The organism is Novosphingobium sp. GW835-FHT14H07 (genome assembly GCF_058793515.1).
This window is the reverse complement of record NZ_JBXAFX010000011.1, coordinates 58,413-80,345: the sequence shown is the minus strand read 5'-3', so window position 1 is coordinate 80,345 and position 21,933 is coordinate 58,413. Positions and strand designations below refer to the sequence as shown.

At 63.5% G+C, this 21,933-nt stretch carries 21 protein-coding genes; 16 read left to right on the top strand and 5 right to left on the bottom strand.

The features are described from left to right. Positions 1-95: 95 nt before the first annotated feature. On the bottom strand, positions 96-2,774 hold the full coding sequence (locus tag AC1Q5P_RS12035) for a TonB-dependent receptor domain-containing protein (RefSeq protein ID WP_492519054.1): 2,679 nt from the start codon (positions 2,772-2,774) through the stop codon (positions 96-98). Between the two features lie 93 nt (positions 2,775-2,867). Further along, the gene (locus AC1Q5P_RS12030; RefSeq protein ID WP_230487809.1) at positions 2,868-4,430 is read right to left on the bottom strand and encodes a beta-helix domain-containing protein; all 1,563 of its coding nucleotides are present in this window, start codon (positions 4,428-4,430) and stop codon (positions 2,868-2,870) included. A gap of 285 nt (positions 4,431-4,715) precedes the next feature. On the opposite strand from AC1Q5P_RS12030, the gene AC1Q5P_RS12025 reads away from it, so the two are divergent. Then, positions 4,716-5,090: a hypothetical protein gene (locus tag AC1Q5P_RS12025; RefSeq protein ID WP_193828004.1), complete on the top strand. Its 375-nt coding sequence runs from the start codon at positions 4,716-4,718 to the stop codon at positions 5,088-5,090. A gap of 446 nt (positions 5,091-5,536) precedes the next feature. Here AC1Q5P_RS12025 and AC1Q5P_RS12020 read toward each other — a convergent pair whose 3' ends face one another. Continuing rightward, positions 5,537-6,451: an aldo/keto reductase gene (locus AC1Q5P_RS12020; RefSeq protein WP_492519053.1), complete on the bottom strand. Its 915-nt coding sequence runs from the start codon at positions 6,449-6,451 to the stop codon at positions 5,537-5,539. A 368-nt stretch (positions 6,452-6,819) separates the two neighbouring features. Here AC1Q5P_RS12020 and AC1Q5P_RS12015 point away from each other — a divergent pair, with 368 nt between their 5' ends. Beyond that, positions 6,820-7,320, top strand: a complete 501-nt coding sequence (locus AC1Q5P_RS12015) for a helix-turn-helix domain-containing protein (RefSeq protein WP_052242455.1) — start codon at positions 6,820-6,822, stop codon at positions 7,318-7,320. Between the two features lie 4 nt (positions 7,321-7,324). Here AC1Q5P_RS12015 and queF read toward each other — a convergent pair whose 3' ends face one another. Then, positions 7,325-7,777: a preQ(1) synthase gene (gene queF / locus AC1Q5P_RS12010; protein ID WP_039335112.1), complete on the bottom strand. Its 453-nt coding sequence runs from the start codon at positions 7,775-7,777 to the stop codon at positions 7,325-7,327. Between the two features lie 154 nt (positions 7,778-7,931). Continuing rightward, on the bottom strand, positions 7,932-8,213 hold the full coding sequence (locus tag AC1Q5P_RS12005; protein WP_156135789.1) for a hypothetical protein: 282 nt from the start codon (positions 8,211-8,213) through the stop codon (positions 7,932-7,934). Positions 8,214-8,343: 130 nt separating this feature from the next. Between AC1Q5P_RS12005 and AC1Q5P_RS12000 the strand changes: the two genes are divergently transcribed. The 14 genes from AC1Q5P_RS12000 (at position 8,344) to AC1Q5P_RS11935 (ending at position 21,916) form a co-directional block, all read left to right on the top strand. Next, positions 8,344-9,075, top strand: a complete 732-nt coding sequence (locus tag AC1Q5P_RS12000; RefSeq protein WP_062343645.1) for a cytochrome c-type biogenesis protein — start codon at positions 8,344-8,346, stop codon at positions 9,073-9,075. 124 nt (positions 9,076-9,199) lie between these two features. Continuing rightward, positions 9,200-10,042 carry a 3-mercaptopyruvate sulfurtransferase gene (gene sseA / locus AC1Q5P_RS11995; RefSeq protein ID WP_039335116.1) on the top strand — a complete coding sequence of 281 codons (843 nt, stop codon included), beginning with the start codon at positions 9,200-9,202 and terminating at the stop codon, positions 10,040-10,042. Positions 10,043-10,081: 39 nt separating this feature from the next. Further along, complete coding sequence (gene metC, locus AC1Q5P_RS11990) at positions 10,082-11,317, top strand: cystathionine beta-lyase (protein ID WP_492519052.1); 1,236 nt, start codon at positions 10,082-10,084, stop codon at positions 11,315-11,317. Then, on the top strand, positions 11,314-12,255 hold the full coding sequence (locus AC1Q5P_RS11985) for a mechanosensitive ion channel family protein (RefSeq protein WP_492519051.1): 942 nt from the start codon (positions 11,314-11,316) through the stop codon (positions 12,253-12,255). The genes metC and AC1Q5P_RS11985 overlap by 4 nt, the downstream gene beginning before the upstream one ends. 184 nt (positions 12,256-12,439) lie before the next feature. Next, the gene (gene cobA, locus AC1Q5P_RS11980; protein WP_062343642.1) at positions 12,440-13,210 is read left to right on the top strand and encodes a uroporphyrinogen-III C-methyltransferase; all 771 of its coding nucleotides are present in this window, start codon (positions 12,440-12,442) and stop codon (positions 13,208-13,210) included. Beyond that, the gene (locus AC1Q5P_RS11975) at positions 13,207-13,503 is read left to right on the top strand and encodes a DUF2849 domain-containing protein (RefSeq protein WP_039335120.1); all 297 of its coding nucleotides are present in this window, start codon (positions 13,207-13,209) and stop codon (positions 13,501-13,503) included. The genes cobA and AC1Q5P_RS11975 overlap by 4 nt, the downstream gene beginning before the upstream one ends. Position 13,504: 1 nt before the next feature. Continuing rightward, a complete protein-coding gene (locus tag AC1Q5P_RS11970; protein ID WP_062343641.1) occupies positions 13,505-15,157 on the top strand; it encodes a nitrite/sulfite reductase in 1,653 nt (550 codons plus the stop codon). Beyond that, positions 15,150-15,581: a DUF934 domain-containing protein gene (locus AC1Q5P_RS11965; protein WP_039335124.1), complete on the top strand. Its 432-nt coding sequence runs from the start codon at positions 15,150-15,152 to the stop codon at positions 15,579-15,581. Before AC1Q5P_RS11970 ends, AC1Q5P_RS11965 begins: the two co-directional genes overlap by 8 nt. 24 nt (positions 15,582-15,605) lie before the next feature. Next, positions 15,606-16,406 carry a phosphoadenylyl-sulfate reductase gene (locus AC1Q5P_RS11960; RefSeq protein WP_039335126.1) on the top strand — a complete coding sequence of 267 codons (801 nt, stop codon included), beginning with the start codon at positions 15,606-15,608 and terminating at the stop codon, positions 16,404-16,406. A 72-nt stretch (positions 16,407-16,478) separates the two neighbouring features. Further along, complete coding sequence (locus AC1Q5P_RS11955) at positions 16,479-17,882, top strand: SLC13 family permease (protein ID WP_492519071.1); 1,404 nt, start codon at positions 16,479-16,481, stop codon at positions 17,880-17,882. Between the two features lie 177 nt (positions 17,883-18,059). Further along, positions 18,060-18,731, top strand: coding sequence for a hypothetical protein (locus AC1Q5P_RS11950; RefSeq protein WP_039335130.1), 672 nt, complete (start codon positions 18,060-18,062; stop codon positions 18,729-18,731). Continuing rightward, positions 18,731-19,456: a DUF4331 family protein gene (locus AC1Q5P_RS11945; protein WP_062343637.1), complete on the top strand. Its 726-nt coding sequence runs from the start codon at positions 18,731-18,733 to the stop codon at positions 19,454-19,456. The genes AC1Q5P_RS11950 and AC1Q5P_RS11945 overlap by 1 nt, the downstream gene beginning before the upstream one ends. Before the next feature lie 5 nt (positions 19,457-19,461). Continuing rightward, positions 19,462-20,808, top strand: a complete 1,347-nt coding sequence (locus AC1Q5P_RS11940) for a hypothetical protein (protein ID WP_492519050.1) — start codon at positions 19,462-19,464, stop codon at positions 20,806-20,808. Beyond that, positions 20,747-21,916, top strand: a complete 1,170-nt coding sequence (locus AC1Q5P_RS11935; RefSeq protein ID WP_492519049.1) for a HupE/UreJ family protein — start codon at positions 20,747-20,749, stop codon at positions 21,914-21,916. Before AC1Q5P_RS11940 ends, AC1Q5P_RS11935 begins: the two co-directional genes overlap by 62 nt. The last annotated feature ends 17 nt before the right edge of the window (positions 21,917-21,933 follow it).

Sequence of the window (21,933 nt, the reverse complement as noted above, 5' to 3'; positions counted from 1 at the left end):
TGGTTCACTTTCTCACGATCAGGCCATTGCCACAACAAAAAAGAGGCGGCCTGTTGTGACAGGCCGCCTCTCGAGGGTGGTTGATCGGTGCGGCGTCAGAACGTCATCGAGGCCGAGAGCGCAAACGTGCGGCCAACATCGTAGGAGTTGACCTCGATGCGGTTGGCACCGGACTGCTGGTATTCGTAGTTGCGGCGGCCCGTGATGTTGCGCGCTTCGAACTTGAGTTCGAGATCCTGCTTGAACAGCTTGAAGCCCTGGCGTGCAACGAAATCGATGCGCAGGCCAGGGTCCTGCACCACATCGGGCTGGCCGGTGTTGAGCAGACCGCGGCTGAAGACGCGCTTGCTGGCGTAGCTGAGCAGGATGGTCTGCTGCGAGAGCTTGTCGGTGTCTTCGAGCCCGAGCTGGACGTTGGCGATATGCTCGCTCTGCCCCGTCAGTGGCGCGCCATTGGTGAAGTAGTCGAGCGCGCGACTCGATGCGGCGAGGTAGTACGACGTCTGATCGCCTTCCTTCACCTTCAGCTTCGACTTTGTGTAGGTATAATTGGCGATCAGGGCAAAGCGGCGAGACTCCCACATGCCGCCCCAGTCGGACATGTCGAAGTACTTCTGCAGTTCGACTTCGGCGCCGTAAAGATCGGCCTTGGGCGCGTTGGCGAAGCTGGTGATGAAGTTGTCGCTTTCGAGGCTGACGAAGCTCTCGATCGGCTTGTCGATGCGCTTCCAGAAGCCTGCGATCGAGAAGCGCTGGTCACGCGCATAGTACCACTCGTAGCGGGCCTCGGCGTTGGTCAGCGTGCTGTCCTGCAGGTTGGGGTTGCCGCGATAGGTGCGGTTGGTGTCGGGATCGAAGTAGAACTGGTAGATCAACTCGCGGAACTGCGGGCGGGCGATCGTCTTCGAGGCGTTGGCGCGCAACTGCATGTCGTCGCGGAACGACCAGGTCAAGGTGGCCGCCGGCAGCCAGTAATCGTTGTTCAGGTTGGTCGGCGCGGTGACCGTGGTCACCTCATTGAACACCGGGATGGCCGCAACCCCCATCTTCGCCGTTTCATAGCGAACACCGGCATCGAGCTGCAGCGTATCGGTCAGCTGCGCATCGATCTTGGCGTAGGCACCATGGTTCTTCAGCGTGGCGAGGAAGGCGGGGTTGCCTTCGTTCGTATCGACCAGACCGATGTTGAACGCCTTGATGACGGCGTTGCTCAACAGGTAGTCCGGACGGAACAGGTTTACGCCATCGGGCAGATCGACGGCACGCCACTGGAAGTCGCGTCGCGAGCTGGTGCGGCGGGTATCGGTATAGGCATAACCAACCGTCGCGGTGATCGCGGGCGAGACCTTGTACGAAACGTCGATGCCGCCCGACCACAGATCTTCGTTGAGATCGGAAAAGCTGACGTTGGCGCGACCGGCGTTGCCATCGAGATTGTTGACGAAGTATTGGCCGAGCGGGTCCGAGGCGACGTTGGTACGGACGTATTCGAAGCCCAGTTCGTAGGGCGCCTCGCGCTGCGAATTGGCGAAACCACCGCGCAGGTCGACGCTCAGCCCATCGAGCGGCTTGAGTTCGGCGACGATCTGGCTGTCGATCAGCTGGCGTTCGTACCAGGCGGTTTCCTGCTGCTGCCAGTCTGCCGAAGTCTGGTTGCGCTGGCCGAGGCTGATGCGCGTGTGCTTGAGCGTGTCGCGGATGTAGAGGTTGGTCCAGCGGATCTTGTTGCGACCGAATTCGAGGCCAAGACCGAGCATGCCGTTGACGACAATGCGATTGTCGGTGGTCACGCGGCGGAAATCGGACTGGAGGTCAGCGAGATCGGATTCGACCGAAGTCTGGCTGAGTACGTCACGGGTTAGCCACTTGTTGTTGTAGCCTGCGGTGGCGATGACGCCGAGCGTCGCGCCGCCGAGCTCGAACGACTTGCCCGCCGAGAACGAGAGCGAGCCGTTGCCCGGCATGTTCGGGATGCGCTGGGTCAGGCCGTTGCGGGTATTGACGATGCCCTGCCCCACGGCAACCGCATCGACATTGCCGGAACTCAGGCGTTCACCGCTGGCAAAGAAGCTCTGCAGGGCCTTCGTGTAATCACGCTGGCCGTTGTCGAAACCCGTCCAGTCAGTGCTGGAACCATAATAGGTGTAACCCAGCTGATTGGTGGTCTCGGTATCCCATGAACCGCCGATGCCGACGTTGACGAAGGCTTCTTGCGGGACCGACTTGGTGGTCAGATTGACCACGCCGCCGCCGAATTCGCCCGGGTAGTTCACCGAATAGGACTTCTGCACCAGCGACGAGGCGATGATGCTGGAGGGGAACAGGTCAAGCGGGACGACGCGCTTGAGCGGCTCCGGGCTTGGCAGAGGAGAGCCGTTCAGCAGCGCGAGCGAATAGCGATCGCCCAGGCCGCGCACGTAGACATAGCCGTTGCCGACGACGCTGAGGCCCGTCACGCGGCCAAGTGCGCCTGCGATGTTGCCTTCGCCGGTCCGCGCGATTTCGGCAGTTCCGAGCACGGAGACGACCTGCGGGGCGGCACGCTGCAGGTTGCGGTCTCGCTGGCCGGTAACGACGATCTCGCCACCCGGAATGGAGACTTCCGGCGCTGCTTCCTGCGGCTGTTCCTCAACCTGAGGACCAGTCGCAGCCTGATCGGGCGAAGCCTCGGATGCCGGGGGCGGTGTCTGCATGGCCTCTTGCGCGTGGGCAAGCGCCGGGCAGATCAGCGCGGTGGAGAGCAGCAGCAGGTTTGCGAGCCGCGAGGTATTCATCTGTCGTCCCCCCTGGGGAAAAGGAATGTTCTGTAGTGCGGGAAAGGGGGCAGCCGTTGCCGGCCACCCCCCGGGTTTCCCGAAAGGCGCCGATCAGGTGGTCGGCAGCAGCGTGCAGGACTGGCTGGTGGTGCCGAAGTTCGCGGCCGTGCTGTTGCAGGTCCAGCCAGCGTACCAGGTGTCCGAGCTGTTGCGGACGGCACCGACATACGGTGCAGCCGAGAAGAACGAGGACAGCGTCGTCACGTCGAACGCCGTGACAGCGGTTTCATTGGCGCCGTTGATGTAGAGGCTGGCCAGCGTGGACGCGAAACCGGCGTTGTTGTTGTTCGCACCCGAGCCGAAGAAGCCGGCGACCTGTGCCGCGGTGTAGGCACCCGTACCGATAAAGCGGTCGTCACCGGTGCCAGCGCAGGACATGACCACCGAACGTGCGGTCAGGGTCGAGGAGGCCGTGCCGCCCGAGCCGTTCATGCGGATGCACTGGTTTGCCGGAGCGACGACCACGCCGTTGTAAAGGTTGATGTCGGAGTTGCCGCGGAAGAACAGAGCTGCCTGGCCATTTGCTTCGTTGTTGCTGCTGGTGGCGGGCTGGATCGCGGTGAAGTTGGCAATGCGCGAAACCTGACGCGGCGTCTGGCTTTCGTTGCCATTGCTGTCGAGCTCCATCAGCGTGTCGCCCGCGCCCGAACGCTGGATCAGCAGCAGATACTGCAGGTTCGCCTGCACGCCGGTGTCCATGTCGAGGCTGTCATCGTCAGCACCGACAGAGATGTAGTGCTTCATATTGACAGTGCCGCCGAAGAACTCGGCGCCATCGTCCGAACTGTTGTAGCTCTGGATATAGTCCAGCTCGGTGCCCGAGCCCACGCCTTCGAGCGTAAGGGCCTGAAGCTCCGAGTTGGAACCAAGCACGTAGCCCGAATAGCGGATCTGGACGTACTTCAGCGCACCGCTGCTGTCGGCGCTGTTGGTGCCGCCGTAGAGAGCGGGATCCGCCGAACCTTCGGTCTGACGTTCGCAGGTGCTGGCGGTCGAACCGCTGGCGACCGAACCGGTGGTGCAGTCGGTGATCGGCGCGCGGCCCATCAGCACGACGCCGCCCCACTGGCCCTGCGAGGTCTCGGTGTTGAGGCCGAGCACGTTGTCGCGGCTGGTGAAGACGATCGGTGCGCTGGCAGTGCCGACCGCATTGATCTTGTTGCCACGGTTGACGGCAAGCCAGGACGTGCCGGTATTGCCGAACAGGATCACGCCCGGCTGGATGGTCAGCGTCACGCCAGTGCTGGTGCTGCTGAAGCCGGCATCGGTGCCGACATCGACGCGACCGTTGATGGAGTAGAGCAGACCCGCGATCTTGGGGAGCGTGGTTGAACGGGTGATGCGGGCAGGCAGGGTGCACACGCGCCATGACCCCTGAGCCGAAGTGACCGTGCCCGCATCAGTCAAGCCGGTGGGGTCTTCGATGGTGGGGCAACCGGCTGCCGCGACGACCGGGCTCGTGGTCGGCGTGGGCGTGGGCGTCGGCGTCGGGGTCGGCGCAGGATTGATGACGACATTGCCGCCGGTGCCCGGCGAGGCGATGTCGGTCGGGCCGCAACCGGCGAGCGCAAGTCCGCTGCAGCCGACGAGCATAAGGCCGTGGATCTTCTTCACTTGGTATCCCCCATGGATAACAGCGGGAGCGATTCCCGCCAGGTCGAGGGGTGATCTAGGCGCGCAAAGTGACAGCCACTTTGCGGTTTCCTGACAGAAATAAGTCAGTTTCTCTGACGGTTATTTGACATTTGTGACGACCGGACGGAAATCCGCCGGACAGAAAATTGCAGTTTTGTGACAATGTTTCACTTTGATTGCAGTCACTGTCATCGGGTGCATAATCAGACTCAACAAGCCGATGCGCTGACGGAATGCGTAGGAAGCCAAGCAAGGAGAGTCCCGATGTCTGCCACCCTGTATCTCGCAGCCGCACTGATGGCGCAGGCTCCCGCCACGCTGACTGTACCGGCCCCTGCAATCGAGAGTGGTGATGTTGGATACGGCGAGATCATGGCCGGTCGCCCTCGCGCTGCGATCAGCAGAATTGAGGGCAGCGATCTGTTGCGGAAGCAGGATCCGCTGGCCATGATCAACCTTGGCACCGCCTACAAGCTTGTCGGTGAAAGGGAAAAGGCCGCGAAGCTTTACCGCGGTGCAGCTTCAAGCGATCAACGTTACGACGTAGAGCTTTCCGACGGACGCTGGATCGATTCACGCCGCGCCGCGTCGCTGGCAATGAAGCAATTGGACACAAACGAGGTTCTGGCGCTGCGGTGACTAGGGCTCCGGATTTCATCTGCGAAGAATGAGGAAAAGGATCGCAATTCCTAACCTTCGTTGAATTTTCAAAACGGAAATTCTTTGCTTCACTTCGGATGTAGATTCTGGGGTGGGTCTCATATGGTGTCGTTGAAGTGCTTTCTGGGCTATCATCGCCCGGTACGATCGAAAGTGTCGTACGATCTGGAAGGTTATGTAGGACAGTGTGAGCGCTGCGAGCGGAGCATCAAGCGCTTGCGCAAGGGCCGCTGGATCGTACGAAGGCAGTCCCGCCGCTGATCACGGCGTGACGCGAGAGAGACAGCATCAATCACGTTGGGCTCGTGGCGTCGTCGCGCCTTATCGGGTGACGCGCGGGCCGAACGTGAGCGATGCGGCGCGCCAGCTGCGGCGGGCAGCCCTCAACATGTTCGTGGCCCAGATCAGCTTGATCTGGTGCGGCCTTATGGGAGCCGCTCGCCCCGTGCCGCGACGAGCACGGCGTACCAATCCGTTCGTGTCCACCGTACCTTGAGCGCGGCTGCGCCCTCGGCAATGCGCTGTGGCTTCTGCGATCCGATGATCGGCACGATTCCGGCCGGGTGCGCCATGAGCCACGAATAGGCCGCGACGGTCCGCGATACACCTTGTGCGTCTGCCACCGTGTCGAGCGCGGATGCCACGGCCATTTCGCGATCCAGCTTGGGGCCAGCCACACGGCCACCACCAAGCGGGGACCAGGCCATCGGGGTCAGACCCAGCTGCATTGCCTGATCGAGTTCGCCATTTTCGAAGCAGTCGATGCGTAGAGGGCTGATCTCCGGCTGCGTGGTCGCCAGCTTCTCGCCGAGAAAATGATTGAGCGCGGCGATCTGATGAGTGGTGAAGTTGGAGACTCCCAGCGCGCGAACTTTGCCCGAAGCCACCGCATCATCAAGCACGCGCGCGGTTTCGTGTGGATGGGCAAGGATGTCCGGCCGGTGGATCTGCCACAGGTCAATCACGTCGGTCTTCAGGCGGCGGAGGGAATCCTCGATCGCCTTGCGCAGGTAATCCGGGCTCTGATCGTAGGGCAGAGGCGGCAGGATGCCGCCTTTGGTGGCCAGAACCACGCGCTGGCGCAGCGCACGTTCTGCGGCCAGGACCTCGCCCAGCAGCGTCTCGGCATTGCCGAAGCCGTCCTGCCCGTCGAAGCCATAGATATCGGCGGTATCAAAGAAGGTGATGCCGGCATCGAGCGCAGCGTGAACCAGCTTCGCCGCATCGGCGGCGCTGCGGCCGCCTTCGGCGAGACGCCACATACCCCACGCAATCGGCGATACGGCAATGCCGGTGTGGCCCATTGGGCGGAAAGCAGGCGGAAGTGGCAGTTCGCTCATGAAACAGTCCTGTATGGTGGTGCGACCGACGCGCGCTCTACGAGGATAAGGGGCACGCGAGGATGGGTTAAATCATTACCGTCAATGAGAATTTCGGTGGCAGGACAAACAAGCGCCGACAGACGGCGCAGGCAAGCTCGGTGCTTCGGGCGTAGTCCCCCTCGCCAGCATGCAGCATGGTGCTGCTTTTTTGACCTGGATGACCTCCACCGGAAAGGCAGACAGCACGGAAAAATCGCCCCGGAGCACGACAAATCCCTCGAAAAAGGTTAATATTTCCTAATTTTTCATTGGTATTCAAAGGTTTGTAATTGCAAGACAAGAGACATTACAGCATATGTATGGTTGGGGTGGCCAGAGGTATAGCAATGAACAGCCAGGAACGAGAAAGGATCGCAAGGATCACGCTCCTGCTTAACGAATTGCTATCTGCGCCCGAAGAACAGACGCCCACCGACACGCCTCCATCGACCGCTGACCTGGTCGCCATCGCCAAGAGCGAAATCCGCGCCCGCCGTCGCCGGCAGGAGCTTTTCCCGAACATTCAGGTTGCTGACCCTGCATGGGACCTGATGCTGGAGCTGTTCATCAATCAGGCCGAGGGCCGGCGCATCTCCGTGACGGGTCTGGGATTGAGCGCGAATGTGCCCGGCGCAACGGTGCTGCGCTGGCTTGCCATGTTCCACGAATCCGGACTGATCCTGCGCGAGCCGGATTCGGCTGACCGGCGGCGCATCTGGGTATCTCTCACCGAAAGTGGATGGGAGAAAATCGCGATGGGAATCACCCCGTCAAAGGCGGGGCAGCAGTCCCAGCGTTCGGAACGAGCCGAAGAAAAAGGCTCCGGCTCTTCCTGGTTGGCAGCCTGACGCTTCAACCGCGACCGCGATAGGGCGCCACGCCTTGATCGGGCAGCCACAGGCCTGCCGGGGGGGCATCGGACTGCCAGAACACGTCGATCGGAATGCCGCCGCGGGGATACCAGTAGCCACCAATCCGCAGCCAGCGCGGCTTCATTTCGGCAAACAGCCGCTGGCCTATGCCAACCGTGACGTCCTCGTGGAATCCTGCGTGATTGCGGAAGGACCCGAGGAACAGCTTGAGCGCCTTGGATTCGACGATCGTCTCACCCGGAGCATAGTCGATCACCAGATGGGCAAAGTCGGGCTGGCCGGTCACCGGGCATAGCGAGGTGAATTCGGGCGCAGCAAAGCGGATCATGTAGAGCGTGCCCGGACGCGGATTTGGCACATAATCGAGCACGGCCTCTTCCGGCGATGCCGGGAGGGCGGTGTTCTGCCCAAGGAAAAGAGGAGTCTTGGTCATTGTCTGGCCTCTGGATGCGCAGGCGGTGCGAGTTGGTTTCCCGCCAAGCGATCACTTCAAGAATAGAATTGGCCCGCCCATGCACCCGTCGCAGACGGGGAGCAAGTGGCCCGATCGTGCCTCTTGGTTCACGAGGCATTAAACTGGCGGGTTGTCATGCCCCGGCGATGAGGTTGTTCCCGGGGTCATTTGTCATTTCGGCGGCGGCGCTAGCGCTTTGCGCAAGCGCGGCGCGCGCGCAGGATGCCACCACGTGGCAATTGCCCCCGTCGGAGAAGCCCAGTTCCGCCGCGCAGGGCCCGGTCGTTCCCGATGCGCCCCCACCCCGCGCCACGACCGGGCAACCCGGTGCAACGCCGTCGCCACCGGTTGTTGCCGTCCCTGTACCGGCGCCGGTACCGTCACCGGCAGCGCCTGTTGCGCTCCCTTCTGCCAAGCCAGCGCCTCGGCCATCCGCCCAAGCTGACGTACCCGAAGCTGAGACCGCGGCCCTGCCGACGCAAGCAGCCGAAAGTGCGCCTCCGCTTCCCCAACCGACAGCGGCTACACCAAATTTGCCCGAGCCGATGTCGCCTCCCGCGGTGCCGGTCACGGCGACGACGACAGAGCCCGAAGCGCGAGGCGCCACGCTTTGGCCGTGGGTGGCAGCGCTTGTCGGCTTGCTCGCGGCCGGGGCATCATGGGCGCTGCTCCGCCGTCGACGCACGGCGCCGCCCGAGGTTGCCTTCGAACCGCCAGCGATAAAGGCCGCGTCCCCCGCCAGCTCTCCTGCACAAGGTCCCCACCTGGCGGAGACCGCGCTTGTGCCGGACGCTGCCCTGACGCTCGACCTCGCTGCCGCGCGCATGAGCGCGACCCTCGTCAATGCCACGCTTTCCTATCGGCTGGTGCTGTCGGCCACAACGCAAGCGCAAGACGTGGTGATTTTTGGCGGAATGACTGCCGCGCACGCCTCGCGGCCAGTGCAGGACCAGCTCGACCCGCGCAATGCGCCCGAGTTGCATACGATTCGGTCAATAGGCGCTGGCGAGATCATCGAAGTTGCGGGCGAAATACGCCTGCCCCTCGCCGAAATCACACCGATCCGTCATGGCAATGCCGCCTTGTTCGTGCCACTCGTCAGACTTGAAATGACGGCCACCGTCGACGGACGACCGTTCACCATGCGCGCGGCCTTCGTCGTCGGCCTGGAAGAAGGTGCAGCGGGGCAAAGGCTGCAGCCCTTCCGGCTTGACCTCGGCCCGCGCATCTACCCGAAGATCAGCCAGCGCGCGCTCACCGTTCCAGCGTTTGCGTGAGTTCATCGGGAAAGGTCGCGCGGCTGTCCGTTTTTGTGGTCGACGCACCCGATTGCCGCGTCTAGTCTTGGCCTAACGAACCCGCGCCAGACGGGTCGCACAGCAGGCAGGAGCACGATTAACCATGGACTCACTGGTTTCGACCCAGTGGCTCGCGGACGAAATGGGCGCGAGCGATCTACGTATTGTCGACGCTACGGCATTCTTGCCAGAGCATGGTCGCGTGCCGCGCCTCGAATATGAGGCATGCCACATTCCCGGTGCAGTCTTCATGGATCTGGCCGAACTGGTCGATGCGGCCTCGCCCGTACCCAACACACTGCCGTCGGCCGAAAAGTTCGCCAGCCGAATGCAGACGCTCGGCCTTGGCGACGGCAGCCGTATCGTGATTTATGACGACAGCCCGGTGAAGACATCGACCCGTGCCTGGTTCATGCTGACCAAGTTCGGTGCCCAGAACGTGGCGCTGCTCGATGGCGGGATCGCCAAGTGGAAGGCGGAGGGCCGCAAGTGCGCGCAAGGCGTTGAAACCTTGAGACAACGCCACTTCACGGTGTGGTCTGACGAGAGCCATGTGCGTTCGAAAGCCGATGTGCTGGCCAATCTCGACAGCAACGCCGAGCAGGTCATCGACGCGCGTGGCGCCGGGCGCTTTACTGGCGAAGTGCCGGAGACCAACCCTGCGCTGGCGAGCGGCCATATACCCGGCGCGCGGAACCTTCCTTATTCGAGCCTGTTCAATCCCGATGGCACGTGGAAATCGCCTGACGCGATCCGCAGCCTGTTCGAGGCAGCCGGCATCGACCTTTCGCGCCCGCTGATCTCCTCGTGCGGCTCGGGAATGACGGCCAACGTGCTGATTTTCGCGGCACATCTGATCGGCAAGGAAGATGTCTCGCTCTACGACGGATCGTGGAGCGAATGGGGGATGGACCCGGCAACCCCCAAGGCAACCGGCGCGGCCTGAGGTTCCTGTCAGCGATCATTGCTGCTATCGCCCGAGGCCATGAGCAGTTCTGACGATTTCGAGAATTATGGGGCGGCGACGCGGGGCGTGCTGGCTGGACGGCGCGAGGAGTGGACCGGGACGCCGGGGCATCCCGGGGCCGTCGTCAACCCCGCCGTCTGGCGCGCTTCGACGCATCTTTATCCCGATATGTCAGCACTCAGGGCCCATCCAGCCAACGAGGACGGGCGGTTCTATTATGGGCGCAGGGGATCTCCAACTCAGTGGGGACTCTCCGAGGCATTGACCCAACTCGAGGGCAACTCTGCGGGAACTGTGCTCTATCCCTCAGGCGTCGCGGCAATAGCCGGAGCGCTGCTCACGGTGCTGCGTCCCGGCGACGTGCTGCTGATGACGGACAATGCCTACGAACCCTCGCGCATCATGGGACGGGGGCTGCTGAAGGACTTCGGTATCGAGACGCGCTGGTTCGATCCGACCGACCTTGCCTCCTTCGAAGCGGCATGTTGCGAACGGACGCGCTGCGTGCTGCTGGAAAGCCCGGGCAGCCTGACCATGGAGGTGCAGGACGTGCCCGCCATCGCAGCGGCGGCCAAGGCACGCGGGATCGTCAGCGTACTCGACAATACCTGGGCCTCGCCGCTCGGCTTTCAGGGACTGCGCCATGGTGTGGACATCGTGGTGATGAGCCTGACCAAGCACGTTTCCGGCCATTCCGACTGCATGATGGGCAGCGCCAGCGCCGGGCCGGAGTGGTATCGCAAGCTGCGGCTGCGCTCGCAGGGCATGGGGACAGTGGTCTCGCCCGACGATGCCGCGCTGATGCTGCGCGGCCTTCGGACGATGAAGCACCGGCTCGAGGCGGAGACGGCATCGGCGCTGGGAATCGCACAGTGGCTGGAGGGGCGGCCGGAGGTGGCGCGGGTGCTGTGCCCGATGCTGCCGGGATCGCCCGGGCATGAGCTTTGGCGCCGGGACTTCACCGGCGGCTGCGGATTGTTCAGCTTTGTGCTGAAGGGCGGCACGAGCGCGGCGCGCGATGCGCTGATCGATGCGCTGACGCTGTTTGGCATCGGCTATTCATGGGGCGGTTTCGAGAGCCTGGCAACGCCGGTCGATCCGGCGGGCATCCGCACGGCAAGCCAGTGGCCGCTCAAGGGGATGGACGCCGAGGATCGTTTCGGCGTGCGACTTTCCATCGGGCTTGAAGATAGCACCGACCTGATTGCCGATCTCGAGCGTGGGCTTGCCGTGTGGGCAGGAGCGACCGCATGAACAGCTTCAGGCAGCAAGTGGCCGACGTGATCCGGGTGCTGAACGAGATCGGGTTCGATCTGGGGACCTACCACATCTCGGTCTGGGGCGCGCTGCGCATCGTGATCGTGATGCTGCTGGTGATCGTCGCGGCGCAGCTGATCGGCAAGCTGGCGCGGCGCACGTTCCGCCGGTTGACCAGCCTTGACCGCACGCAGCAACTGCTGGGCGAGAAGATCGCCACCATCGTGGTCTGGGGCATCTCGATCCTGGTCGGGATCGACGTGCTGGGGATCAGCCTGACCGCGCTGACGGTGTTTTCAGGCGCATTTGGCCTCGCCATCGGTTTCGGCCTGCAGAAGACCTTCGGCAACCTGATCGCCGGGATCATCCTGCTGATGGACCGCTCGATCAAGCCGGGCGACGTGATCGCGGTGAACGACGGCAAGGGCAATTCGTTCGGCGAGGTCAAGAAGATCGGCATCCGCGCGGTTTCGGTGACCACGCGCGACAATCGGGAATACCTGATTCCGAACGAAAACCTGATGACCAGCCAGGTCGAGAACTGGTCGTACTCCTCGCGCGAGGTGGCGATCAACATTCCCGTTGGCGTGGCCTATGGAAGCGATCTGGAGCAGGTCGAGAAGCTGATGCTCGAGGCGGTGGCCAGTGTCCCGCGCGTGCTGAGCTTCCCCTCGCCCGGCGTGCTGCTGAGCGCGTTCGGGCCGAGCAGCATCGACATGACGATCGTGGTGTGGATCGACGATCCCGAGGGTGGCGTAGGTAACGTGCGGTCGGACATTCTCAAGGCGGTGTGGCGCCTGTTCCGGGACCACGGGGTTCAAATTCCGTTCCCGCAGCAGGATCTGAACCTGAAGGACAGCGAGGGTTTGCGGATGCTGGTAGAGGCTTTGCGGGGCGAAGGTTCCCCTCACTCTCCACCGTCACCCCGGACTTGATCCGGGGTCCCGCTTGTTTCTGCACCGTCGTCCGAAGTGAAAGCGGGACCACGGGTCAGGCCCGGGGTGACGTTAGATCTTGAAGATCGTGTAACCAGGTCCAGCGCAGCCGCTAAAGAACATCTAGGCGGTGGGAAAAGCATTCTCGCTGGTGACTTGCGCTCACCGCGCCCATCTGGCCCCCATGAGCAATCCCTCTTCAAGAGTCGGAACCGTATTCCTTGTCGGCGCGGGGCCCGGTGATCCGGACCTGCTGACGCTGCGTGCGGCGCGGCTGGTGATGAATGCGCGCGTGCTGGTCCACGACGGGCTGGTCGATCCGGCGATCCTCGCCATGGCGCCCAAGGGCTGCCGGATGATCTCGGTGGCCAAGCAGCGTTCGCGCCACACCATGCGTCAGGAAGAGATCAACGCCCTGCTGGTGCGCGAGGCCCTGGCCGGGAATGACGTGGTGCGTCTCAAGGGCGGCGATCCTTTCGTGTTCGGGCGTGGTGGCGAGGAAGCGGAAGACTGCTTTGCCGCTGGTGTCCCGGTGCAGGTCGTGCCCGGAATCAGCGCCGCCATGGGCGCGGCTGCTTCGGCGATGATCCCCCTCACCCACCGCGACGCGGCAAGCATCGTCTCGTTCGTGGCAGGCCAGTGCAAGGGGCTGACCGATCAGAACTGGGCTGGCCTGGCCGGGGTCGGCAGGACGCTGGTGATCTATATGGGCGTGGCGACTTCGGAAGCGATTGCCGAAAAGCTCATGGCAGACGGGCTCGCGCCCGACATGCCGGTGGCAGTCATCGAGAACGCGGCGCGCCCGCAGATGCGCGTGCTGCGCGGAACGCTGGCGGCTCTCGGGCCGCTGGTATCGGAAAACAAGGTCAAGAGTCCTGCCCTGATCGTGATCGGCGAAGTGGCAGGCCGGGGAGACATGATGGAATTGAAGCAAGTTTTGGAGGCAGTGCAGTGAAGATCATCACTGGAAGTGATCTGCGCACCGGCGACGTGATCTGGTGGACCGGCGAAGGCTGGTCGCGCCATGTCAACGATGCGGTGGAAGCAGGCGAACATGCCGAGGCGATCATCGCCCGCGAGAACGCCAAGCAGATCGTCACCGATACGCAGGTGATCGAAGCCACGCTGACCGACGAAGGCGTGCGCCCGGCGCACATCAAGGACCGCATCCGCGCCCTCGGGCCAACGGTCCGCCTCGACCTTTCCCTCAAGCCTGCCGACCCCAATGCCGGCACCTGGGTGATCTGAGATGTATCAATACGACCAATACGACCAGGCAATGGTCGATGCCCGCGTCGCGGAGTTCCGCGACCAGGTGGAGCGCCGCCTTGCCGGTGACATCACCGAGGACCAGTTCAAGCCGCTGCGCCTGAAGAACGGCCTCTACCTGCAGCTTCACGCCTACATGCTGCGCGTGGCCATTCCCTATGGCACGCTGAGCAGCCGCCAGATGCGCATGCTGGGCGATATCGCCGACAAGTATGACCGCGGCTATGGTCACTTCACCACGCGCCAGAACATCCAGTACAACTGGATCAAGCTGCAGGACGCGCCCGACATTCTCGCCGATCTGGCTTCGGTCGAGATGCATGCGATCCAGACCAGCGGCAACTGCATCCGCAATACCACCGCCGACCAGTTCGCCGGTGCCGCCGCGGACGAGCTGGTCGATCCGCGGCCCTATGCCGAACTCCTGCGCCAGTGGTCGACCTTCCATCCGGAGTTCGACTACCTGCCGCGCAAGTTCAAGATCGCGATCATCGGTTCGGAAACCGACCGCGCAGCGATGAAGCTGCACGATATCGGCATCCAGCTGGTGCAGAACGATGCCGGCGAGATCGGCTGCCGCTTCTACGTCGGCGGTGGCATGGGCCGCACGCCGATGATCGCTCCAGTGATCGGCGATTTCGTGCCGCCGCTGCAGATGATCTCGTACCTCGAAGCGTGCCTTCGCGTGTACAACCGCTATGGCCGCCGCGACAACAAGTACAAGGCGCGCATCAAGATCCTCGTCCACGAGATCGGTGCCGACGAATACCGCCGCCAGGTGGAAGAAGAGTTCAAGCACATCCTGACGCTGGGCCTCGAGCCGCCAGCGGCCGAGCTGGAGCGCATCAAGGGCTACTTCGAGCAGCCGGGCTTCGATGCGAATGCGTCCGACGAACTCGACCTGTCCGATCCCGACTTCGCGCTGTGGGTGGACCAGAACGTCCATGCCCACAAGCAGCCGGGCTACGCCATAGTCAACATCAGCCTGAAGCCGGTTGGCGGCATTCCGGGCGATGCCACGGCTGACCAGATCCGCCTGATGGCCGACCTGGCGCTTGAGCATTCGTTCGACGAACTGCGCGTGACCCATGCGCAGAACATCGTGCTGCCGCATGTAAAGAAGGCTGACCTCTATGGTCTGTGGCAGAAGCTGGACGAAGCAGGCCTTGCCTCTGCCAACCTCGACCTGATCGGCGACATCATCGCCTGCCCGGGTCTGGATTACTGCGCGCTGGCCAATGCGCGGTCGATCCCGGTGGCGCAGAAGATCTCGGAGCGCTTTGCCGACCTGGGCCGTCAGCGCGAGCTGGGCGAGCTGAAGCTGAAGATTTCGGGCTGCATCAACGCCTGCGGGCATCACCACGCGGGCCACATCGGCATCCTCGGCGTCGACCGCAAGGGCGTGGAGAACTACCAGCTCCTGCTCGGCGGCTGCGAGGGCGCGGACACCTCGCTCGGCACGATCACCGGCCCCGGCTTCAACGAGGACGGCATCGTCGATGCAGTCGAGAAGGCAACCGATGTCTATCTCGCCCAGCGCGCCGAAGGGGAGCGTTTCGTCGACACCTTCCGCCGCATCGGCATGGCCCCGTTCAAGGAGGCGATCTACGCCAAGGAGACCGCCAATGGTTGAGCAGAACCTGCGTTTTCGCGATGACGAGCCGGTCGGCGATCCTGCGGTGACGGTCGACGCCTTTGCCGACCAGTCGAACGCAACTGCCGTGCGGATCGAACCGGGCGACGATGCCCGCGCGCTGCTGCCGCATCTCGATCGGCTGGCGCTCGTGGAAGTGAACTTCCCGGCCTACACCGACGGGCGCGGCTATTCGGCGGCGCGTATCCTGCGCGAGCATGGCTATCAGGGCGAACTGCGGGCCGTGGGCGATGTGCTGCTCGACCAGCTTTCGCACATGCGCCGCTGCGGGTTCGACAGCTTTGCGCCGAACCAGCCGATCAGCGTGGAGGCCGCCGAAAAGGCCTTCGCGACCTGGCCTGAAGTCTACCAGAAGACCGTCGACGGACGCCCGGCAATCTGGGCGAAGCGTCACCCCGCCTGAGCTGCGGGAAAAGGACTTAGAAGTATGGACAGCACCGTGAACCGCAAGATCGACCTGATCGATGTGCGCCCGCGCTTTACCGAGACGGACGCGATCCGCCTGAACAACCTGTTCCGGGGCACCGACACGCACGAGATGCTGCGTTCGGTGATCCGCGACGGGCTGGCGGGCGACCTTGCGGTGGTTTCGAGCTTCGGCGCGGAAAGTGCTGTCCTGCTTCACCTTATTGCCGAGGTCGATCCTTCGGTGCCGGTGCTGTTCCTTGAGACGGGCAAGCACTTCCCCGAGACGGTAGCCTATCGCGATGAGCTGATCGGGTTTCTGGGGATGACCAATCTCCAGATCATCGAGCCCGATCCGGAAGTGATCGCCAAGAAGGACGAGAACGGCCTGCGCTGGTCGTGGGACCCCGATGGCTGCTGCGAGATCCGCAAGGTCGAGCCGCTGGCCAAGGCGCTGCTGCATTTCGATGCATCGCTGACCGGGCGCAAGGGCTTCCAGTCCAAGACCCGCGCCGGCCTGCCCCGCTTCGAGATCGACCACTCCGACGCGCAAGGGCGGCTCAAGATCAATCCGCTGGCATCGTGGGACAAGACCGCGCTCGAAGCCTACTTCGCGCAGCACGGCCTGCCGGCGCACCCACTGGTGGCCCAGGGCTATCCGTCGATCGGATGTGCGCCCTGCACCAGCAAGGTCGCCCCCGGTGAAGATCCCCGGTCTGGCCGGTGGAAGGGCTGGGACAAGACCGAATGCGGCATCCATTCGCCGACGGATGCCAGCAAGCCGGGCGACGAGCTGCCACCGGGCTACGATCCGATCTTCTGATCGGCATTTGCCAGTCGCGACAGTGCTCTGCTAGGTCCCTGCGCCGGGACATGGGGGAGTAGTCGGTTGGCAGTGGATGCGCGCAGGATCGGGTTCTGGGCCGGACCGCTGGGGTTTGCCGTAACGCAACTGGCGGCAGCACCGGCAGGCATGCCCGATGCGGCATGGAGTGCGGCGGGCCTTGTCTGGTGGATGGCAGCCTGGTGGATGACCGAGGCGATGCCGCTTTCGGCAACGGCATTCCTGCCTTTCCTCGTGCTGCCGCTGACCGGCGTGGCGGATGCCAACAAGACGGCTGCCGCCTACTACTCGCCGATCATGTTCCTTTTCGTAGGTGGCGCCTTTCTGGCGCTGGCAATCGAGCGGACCGGGCTCCACCGGCGGCTGGCGCTGTTCATAATGGGCCTGGCCGGTGCAAGGCCGGGGCAGTTGCTGCTGGGCGTGATGACCGCGACGGCAGTGCTTTCAAGCTTCATTTCCAACACATCGACGGCCCTCATCATGATGCCGATGGCGATTGCCATGCTGCGTGCGGGCGGCGTACGCGAAGGGGAAACCGGGGGCATGGCCGGAGCGCTGCCGATGGGCATTGCCTTTGCCGCATCCATCGGCGGACTGGCGACGCTGATCGGCACGCCGACAAACGCCATCGCGGCAGGACTGATCGAGAAGGCGCTCGGGACCCGGGTCACGTTCCTGCAATGGGCGATGTACGGCGTGCCGATCGCCGTTGCCGCCGTGCCGATTGCCGCGTGGATCATCGCGCGGGTGCAGAAGCTGAAGGAGGATGCGTTCGATCCTGCGGCTGCGCGCGATGCCGTTGGCCATTCCGCGCAATGGAGCGTGGCCGAGCGGCGGTTGCTTCCAGTGGTGCTACTGGCCTTCCTGGCGTGGGTGTTCCAGCCGCTGATCGAAGGGGTGTTTCCGAAGGGTGGCTTCACCGATGGCACGGTGGCTGCGATCGCGGGGCTGGTCCTGTTTTTCCTGCCCGACGGCACCGGCCGCCCGATGCTGACCTGGCCCGAGGCCAATCGCGCACCGTGGGACGTGGTGCTGATGTTCGGCGGCGGCCTTGCCATGGCGATGGGCATGACCGAAAGCGGGCTGACCAAGTGGATGGGCGAGATGCTGCTGCCGCTTGCCCATGTGCCACTTCCGGTGGTTGCACTGGTTCTCGTTGGGTTCGTGATCGTGGTGACGGAGTTTGCCAGCAACATCGCGGCGGCGAGCGGAATCATGCCGGTCGTGGCAGCGCTGGTGGCGGCGCTGGGGGCCGATCCGATCCTGCTGGCTCTTCCGGCAGCCTTCGCCGCGACCTGGGGCTTCATGCTGCCGGCAGGAACCGGCCCCAATGCGCTGGCCTGGGCAACCGGGCACTGTTCGATGCGCGCGATGGTCAAGGCAGGCTTCGCGCTCGACGTGGTCGGGGTGTTCCTGCTGGTCGGCGTAGTTTGGACCGTCGCCGCCTTTTCATGATTATGTTACGTAGTCTTGCTTGATTTGGGCTTCACCAATCGGTGCAAAATAGTCTAACATCGAAGAAACAGGCCTCCCGCTGACTCCCTGTGAACCAGTTCACAGCAGACGGCGCAGAATGAGGCGAAAGAGTGGTCGCACGTTCTTTCGTCAGAATTCGCAGTGGGGAGATTCGCCGTGCGCCGCATTTTCAAGACATTGCTGGCGGGCAGCGCCGGGGCCGCCAGCCTCGCCGCGCTGATGCTGGTGCCGACCGGCGTCGCGACAAGCGCCGACCACCTCGATCCGCCGAGCCGCACCGACGGCGGCGTAGATCCCAACCCGGATATTCCGGCCGACATCGCCGACGTGTTTGCCTGGCATTCGAATGGCACGACCAAGATCGCGATGACCTTTGCAGGACCCGTCTCCGCCGCCGCGACGACGCCGCTCTATTATGACCGGGACGTGCTCTACAAAATCAACATTTCGACTGCGGCACCGGGCAATACCCCCGAGTTCACAATCAAGTATCGCTTCGGGCCGGGCCAAAATCCTGGCGAATGGGGAGTACGAATCGAAGGCGTGCCCGGCGTTAACGGCGTGATCGAAGGTCCGGTCGAGCAGAACCTCCAAAAGGATGGCGTGAAGGTCCGCGTCGGCCTGTTCGACGAACCTTTTTTCTTCGACCTGATCGGTTTCCGCGAGACGCGATCCACCGGCACATTGAAAATCCGCAACGACCGCAACTTCTTCGACACCCAGAACGATACCGCGATCGTGCTTGAAATTCCTGACGCGAACCTTGGCGCAGGGGTAACCAATCTTGGCGTCTGGGGACAGACCGCCCGCTTTGGGGGGAACATCTGATGAGCCTGCGCAAGATCATCCGGATCGCGACGCCGTTCGCTCTGGCCCTGACGCTGGTCGGGTGCGGCGATGATGGTGCTGGTAGCCAAGTCGTCGTCCCGGCCCCGCTACCGAGCTCGACATCGACCGCGACGCCGACTGCCACGGCAACCGCGGTTGCCTACGACTCGACCAAATGCTTCCTGCAGCCGATCCAGGGCCAGAACGGCGCAAACCTCAAGTCATTCATCATTCCGGATACATTGAAGCTCGACCTGACCCGACCGACCAAGTTTCCGAATGGACGCCATCCCGAAGATCAGGTCGTCGACATTCTGCTTGCAACCCTGCTGCTCGATATGAGCGTTACCGGCCAAGGACCATACACGCTGGCAGATGTGCCGCTGAATCCGCAGCGCAATGACAAGTTCTTCCTGCTGACCTTCCCGTTCCTGGCAACGCCGAACGGCACGCCGCAGGTAGCGACCGGCACCGGCACAAACTTCAATTTCCGCACCGACCCGGATTCGGCCTATGTCAGTGTGGACCGCATGGGCAATCCGGCTATCGCTACGGCGCTGGTTAGTTCTTCGATGAAGCTGAGCTACAACGATGATACGCCGACCGGAGACGTCGCTGGCGACAAGTATCTGACCGAATACGAGCACGAACTCGACAAGCTGTTCGGGCTGATTGGCGACGATCTGGAAAAGCTGCAGTTGAAGATCTGCGCGACGAAGTCCTGACAGGCATGAGCGACAAGCCCGGCCCCAAGTGGCCGTGGATCCTGCTGGCGGCGGTTTTCCTGATAACCGCCGCCAGCATTGCCTTTGACAAGTACAAGGCTCGGCAAGGCCCGCCGGATCCGCTGCCTTCGGAAATCAAGCCATGGTTCGGACCACGCAACCAGCTCGAACTGGAGCAGGCAGCGCAAGTTGCAGTGGATGGCGCACGCGCGCGGTTGGCGCTGAATCCTGAGGAGTGGCTGCGGCAGGAGGTACTGGCACGAGCTCTAGTCAGGCGCTTCCGCGCGACAGGCGCATATGCAGATCTCGCCGAAGCGGACGGATTGCTGGACAAGGGGATGGCGGGTGCCCCCTTCCCCGCCGGGCCGAGCCTGTCTCGCGCCGAAGTTTCGGTCCTGGCACACCGCCTCGACGCTGCCGGAAAGGGGCTCGAACGGTTCTTCGCGCAAGTGGGGGAGCCGGACGACGGCGAGTCTGCCGGCGCATGGAGCCTGAAGGGGGACATCGCCTTCCAGCGCGGCGACATGAAGGCAGCGCGCCTCGCGTTCAGCCGCGCGGAGGAATACGACAACAACGCCGCCGTTGCGTTAAGGCAATCTATGCTCGCATTGCGCACGGGCGATCCTGATCTTGCCCGCCGCCGCATCAACGCAGTGCTGCGCGCCCCGAAGCTGAGCCGCTACGTCAAGTCGCAGGTCGGCTTGCAGCGGGTGACGATCGCATATGCCACGGGAGACTGGAAGGCGGCGGGCACATGGGCCCGGTTTTCCGAGCGCTTCTTCCCTGGCAGCCCGCTCGCCATGGCGCATGTCGCACAGCAGAAGGCTCTCGAAGGGGACGTGGCTGGAGCAGTTCGGCAATATGCAGCGATCTTGGCCAAGGCCCCCTTGCCGGAGATCATGGACGCGCTTGCTTTCACGCTGCGCCTGCAGGGCCGCGGCGCCGAAAGTCGGGCGTGGGCCGAGAAGGCCGGCGCGATCTGGACCGAGCGCTATAGCGTGATGCCAGAGGCGGCAGCGGCGCACGTGGTGGAGCACGAACTTGCCTTGGGCGATCCGGCCAAAGCCCTGCCAATCGCGAAGGCCGATGCACAGGCGCGCCCGCACGGGTCCAGCCTGATCTTGCTGGCGCGGGCGCAGCTTCTGACCGGCGATGCCAGAGGTGCACTTGCAACGCTTGAACGTGCCGAGAAGACCGGCTGGCGGACGGCAGGACTTTATCTTGCCATGGCAGACGTCCACACCGCGCTTGGAGACACCGATGCCGCCGAAGATGCGCGGGAGGACGCGCTTGATCTCAATCCCAAAGCCACCGATCCGGCGGCGCGCTACATCTGGTTCGGTCACGATTAGGACGCTACTGACGGCGCTGGCCTGGCTTTGCCTCGCCAGCCCTGCCGCCGCGCATCTTACGCCCAACTCGGAAATCCGCCTCGATTTCGCACCGGGGCTGGTCAAGGCCGACATCGTCGTGCCGCAGGCCGAATTCGGCTACGCCACGGGATTGCCGACGGACAACAGCACGGCCAGTCTTGCCAAGGCGCAGGCGCGCGTAGTGGCCGACATGGCCGTGCTCGACGCAAATGGAAAGCCGTGGCGCGTCGCTGTGGATCGCATCGCATTCGAACAGATTGCCGGGCCGCCTGACCTGCATCTGGAGCTGTCCTTGACACCCCCGCCCGGTTCTCCGGACAGGTCGTTGCTCTGGCGCTGGCATGTCGTGACGCGCGAAGCGCCGAACCACTTCGCCCTGTTGGTGGTGGACGGGGATCTGGCGGGAGGTGTGAGTGGGGAGCGCGAACTGATTGGCGCGCTCACTGCCGGTAAGTCAGAATTGCTGGTGGAGCGCGGAAAGGCGGGGCTGGGAGCGTTGTTCCTCAATGCCATGGCGCTTGGTGCCCGGCATATTGCCGAGGGCTATGATCATCTGCTGTTCCTGCTGGCGCTGCTTCTCCCTGCCCCGATGCTCGCGGCAGGCGGACGCTGGGGCGAGGCGCGGCCGCCAGCAGCCACGTTGCACAAACTGGCATGGATCGTCACGGCCTTCACGGTCGGTCATTCGACGACGCTCATCCTGGCCGCACTCTTCGGCGTTCGGCTTCCACCACAGCCGGTTGAAGCGGGTATCGCGCTTTCTGTTCTCGTCTCGGCCATTCATGCGGCGCGGCCCGTGTTTCCCGGCAAGGAACCACTCGTTGCGGGGCTGTTTGGCCTCGTCCACGGGCTCGCCTTCGCCACGCTGGTCAGCAACTTCGGACTTGGCACGACCACGCGCATCGTCGCTATCCTTGGCTTCAATTTGGGCATCGAAGCCGTCCAACTGGCCGTCGTGGCGGTCACTCTGCCAGTCCTGCTGATGCTTGCCCGCTGGCGATACGGCAATCGCGCGAGGCTGGTTCTGGCGGTGCTGACCGGTATCGCTGCCCTTGTCTGGCTGTCGGAGCGACTGGGCCTTTCCTGATATGGACATATCGGCCC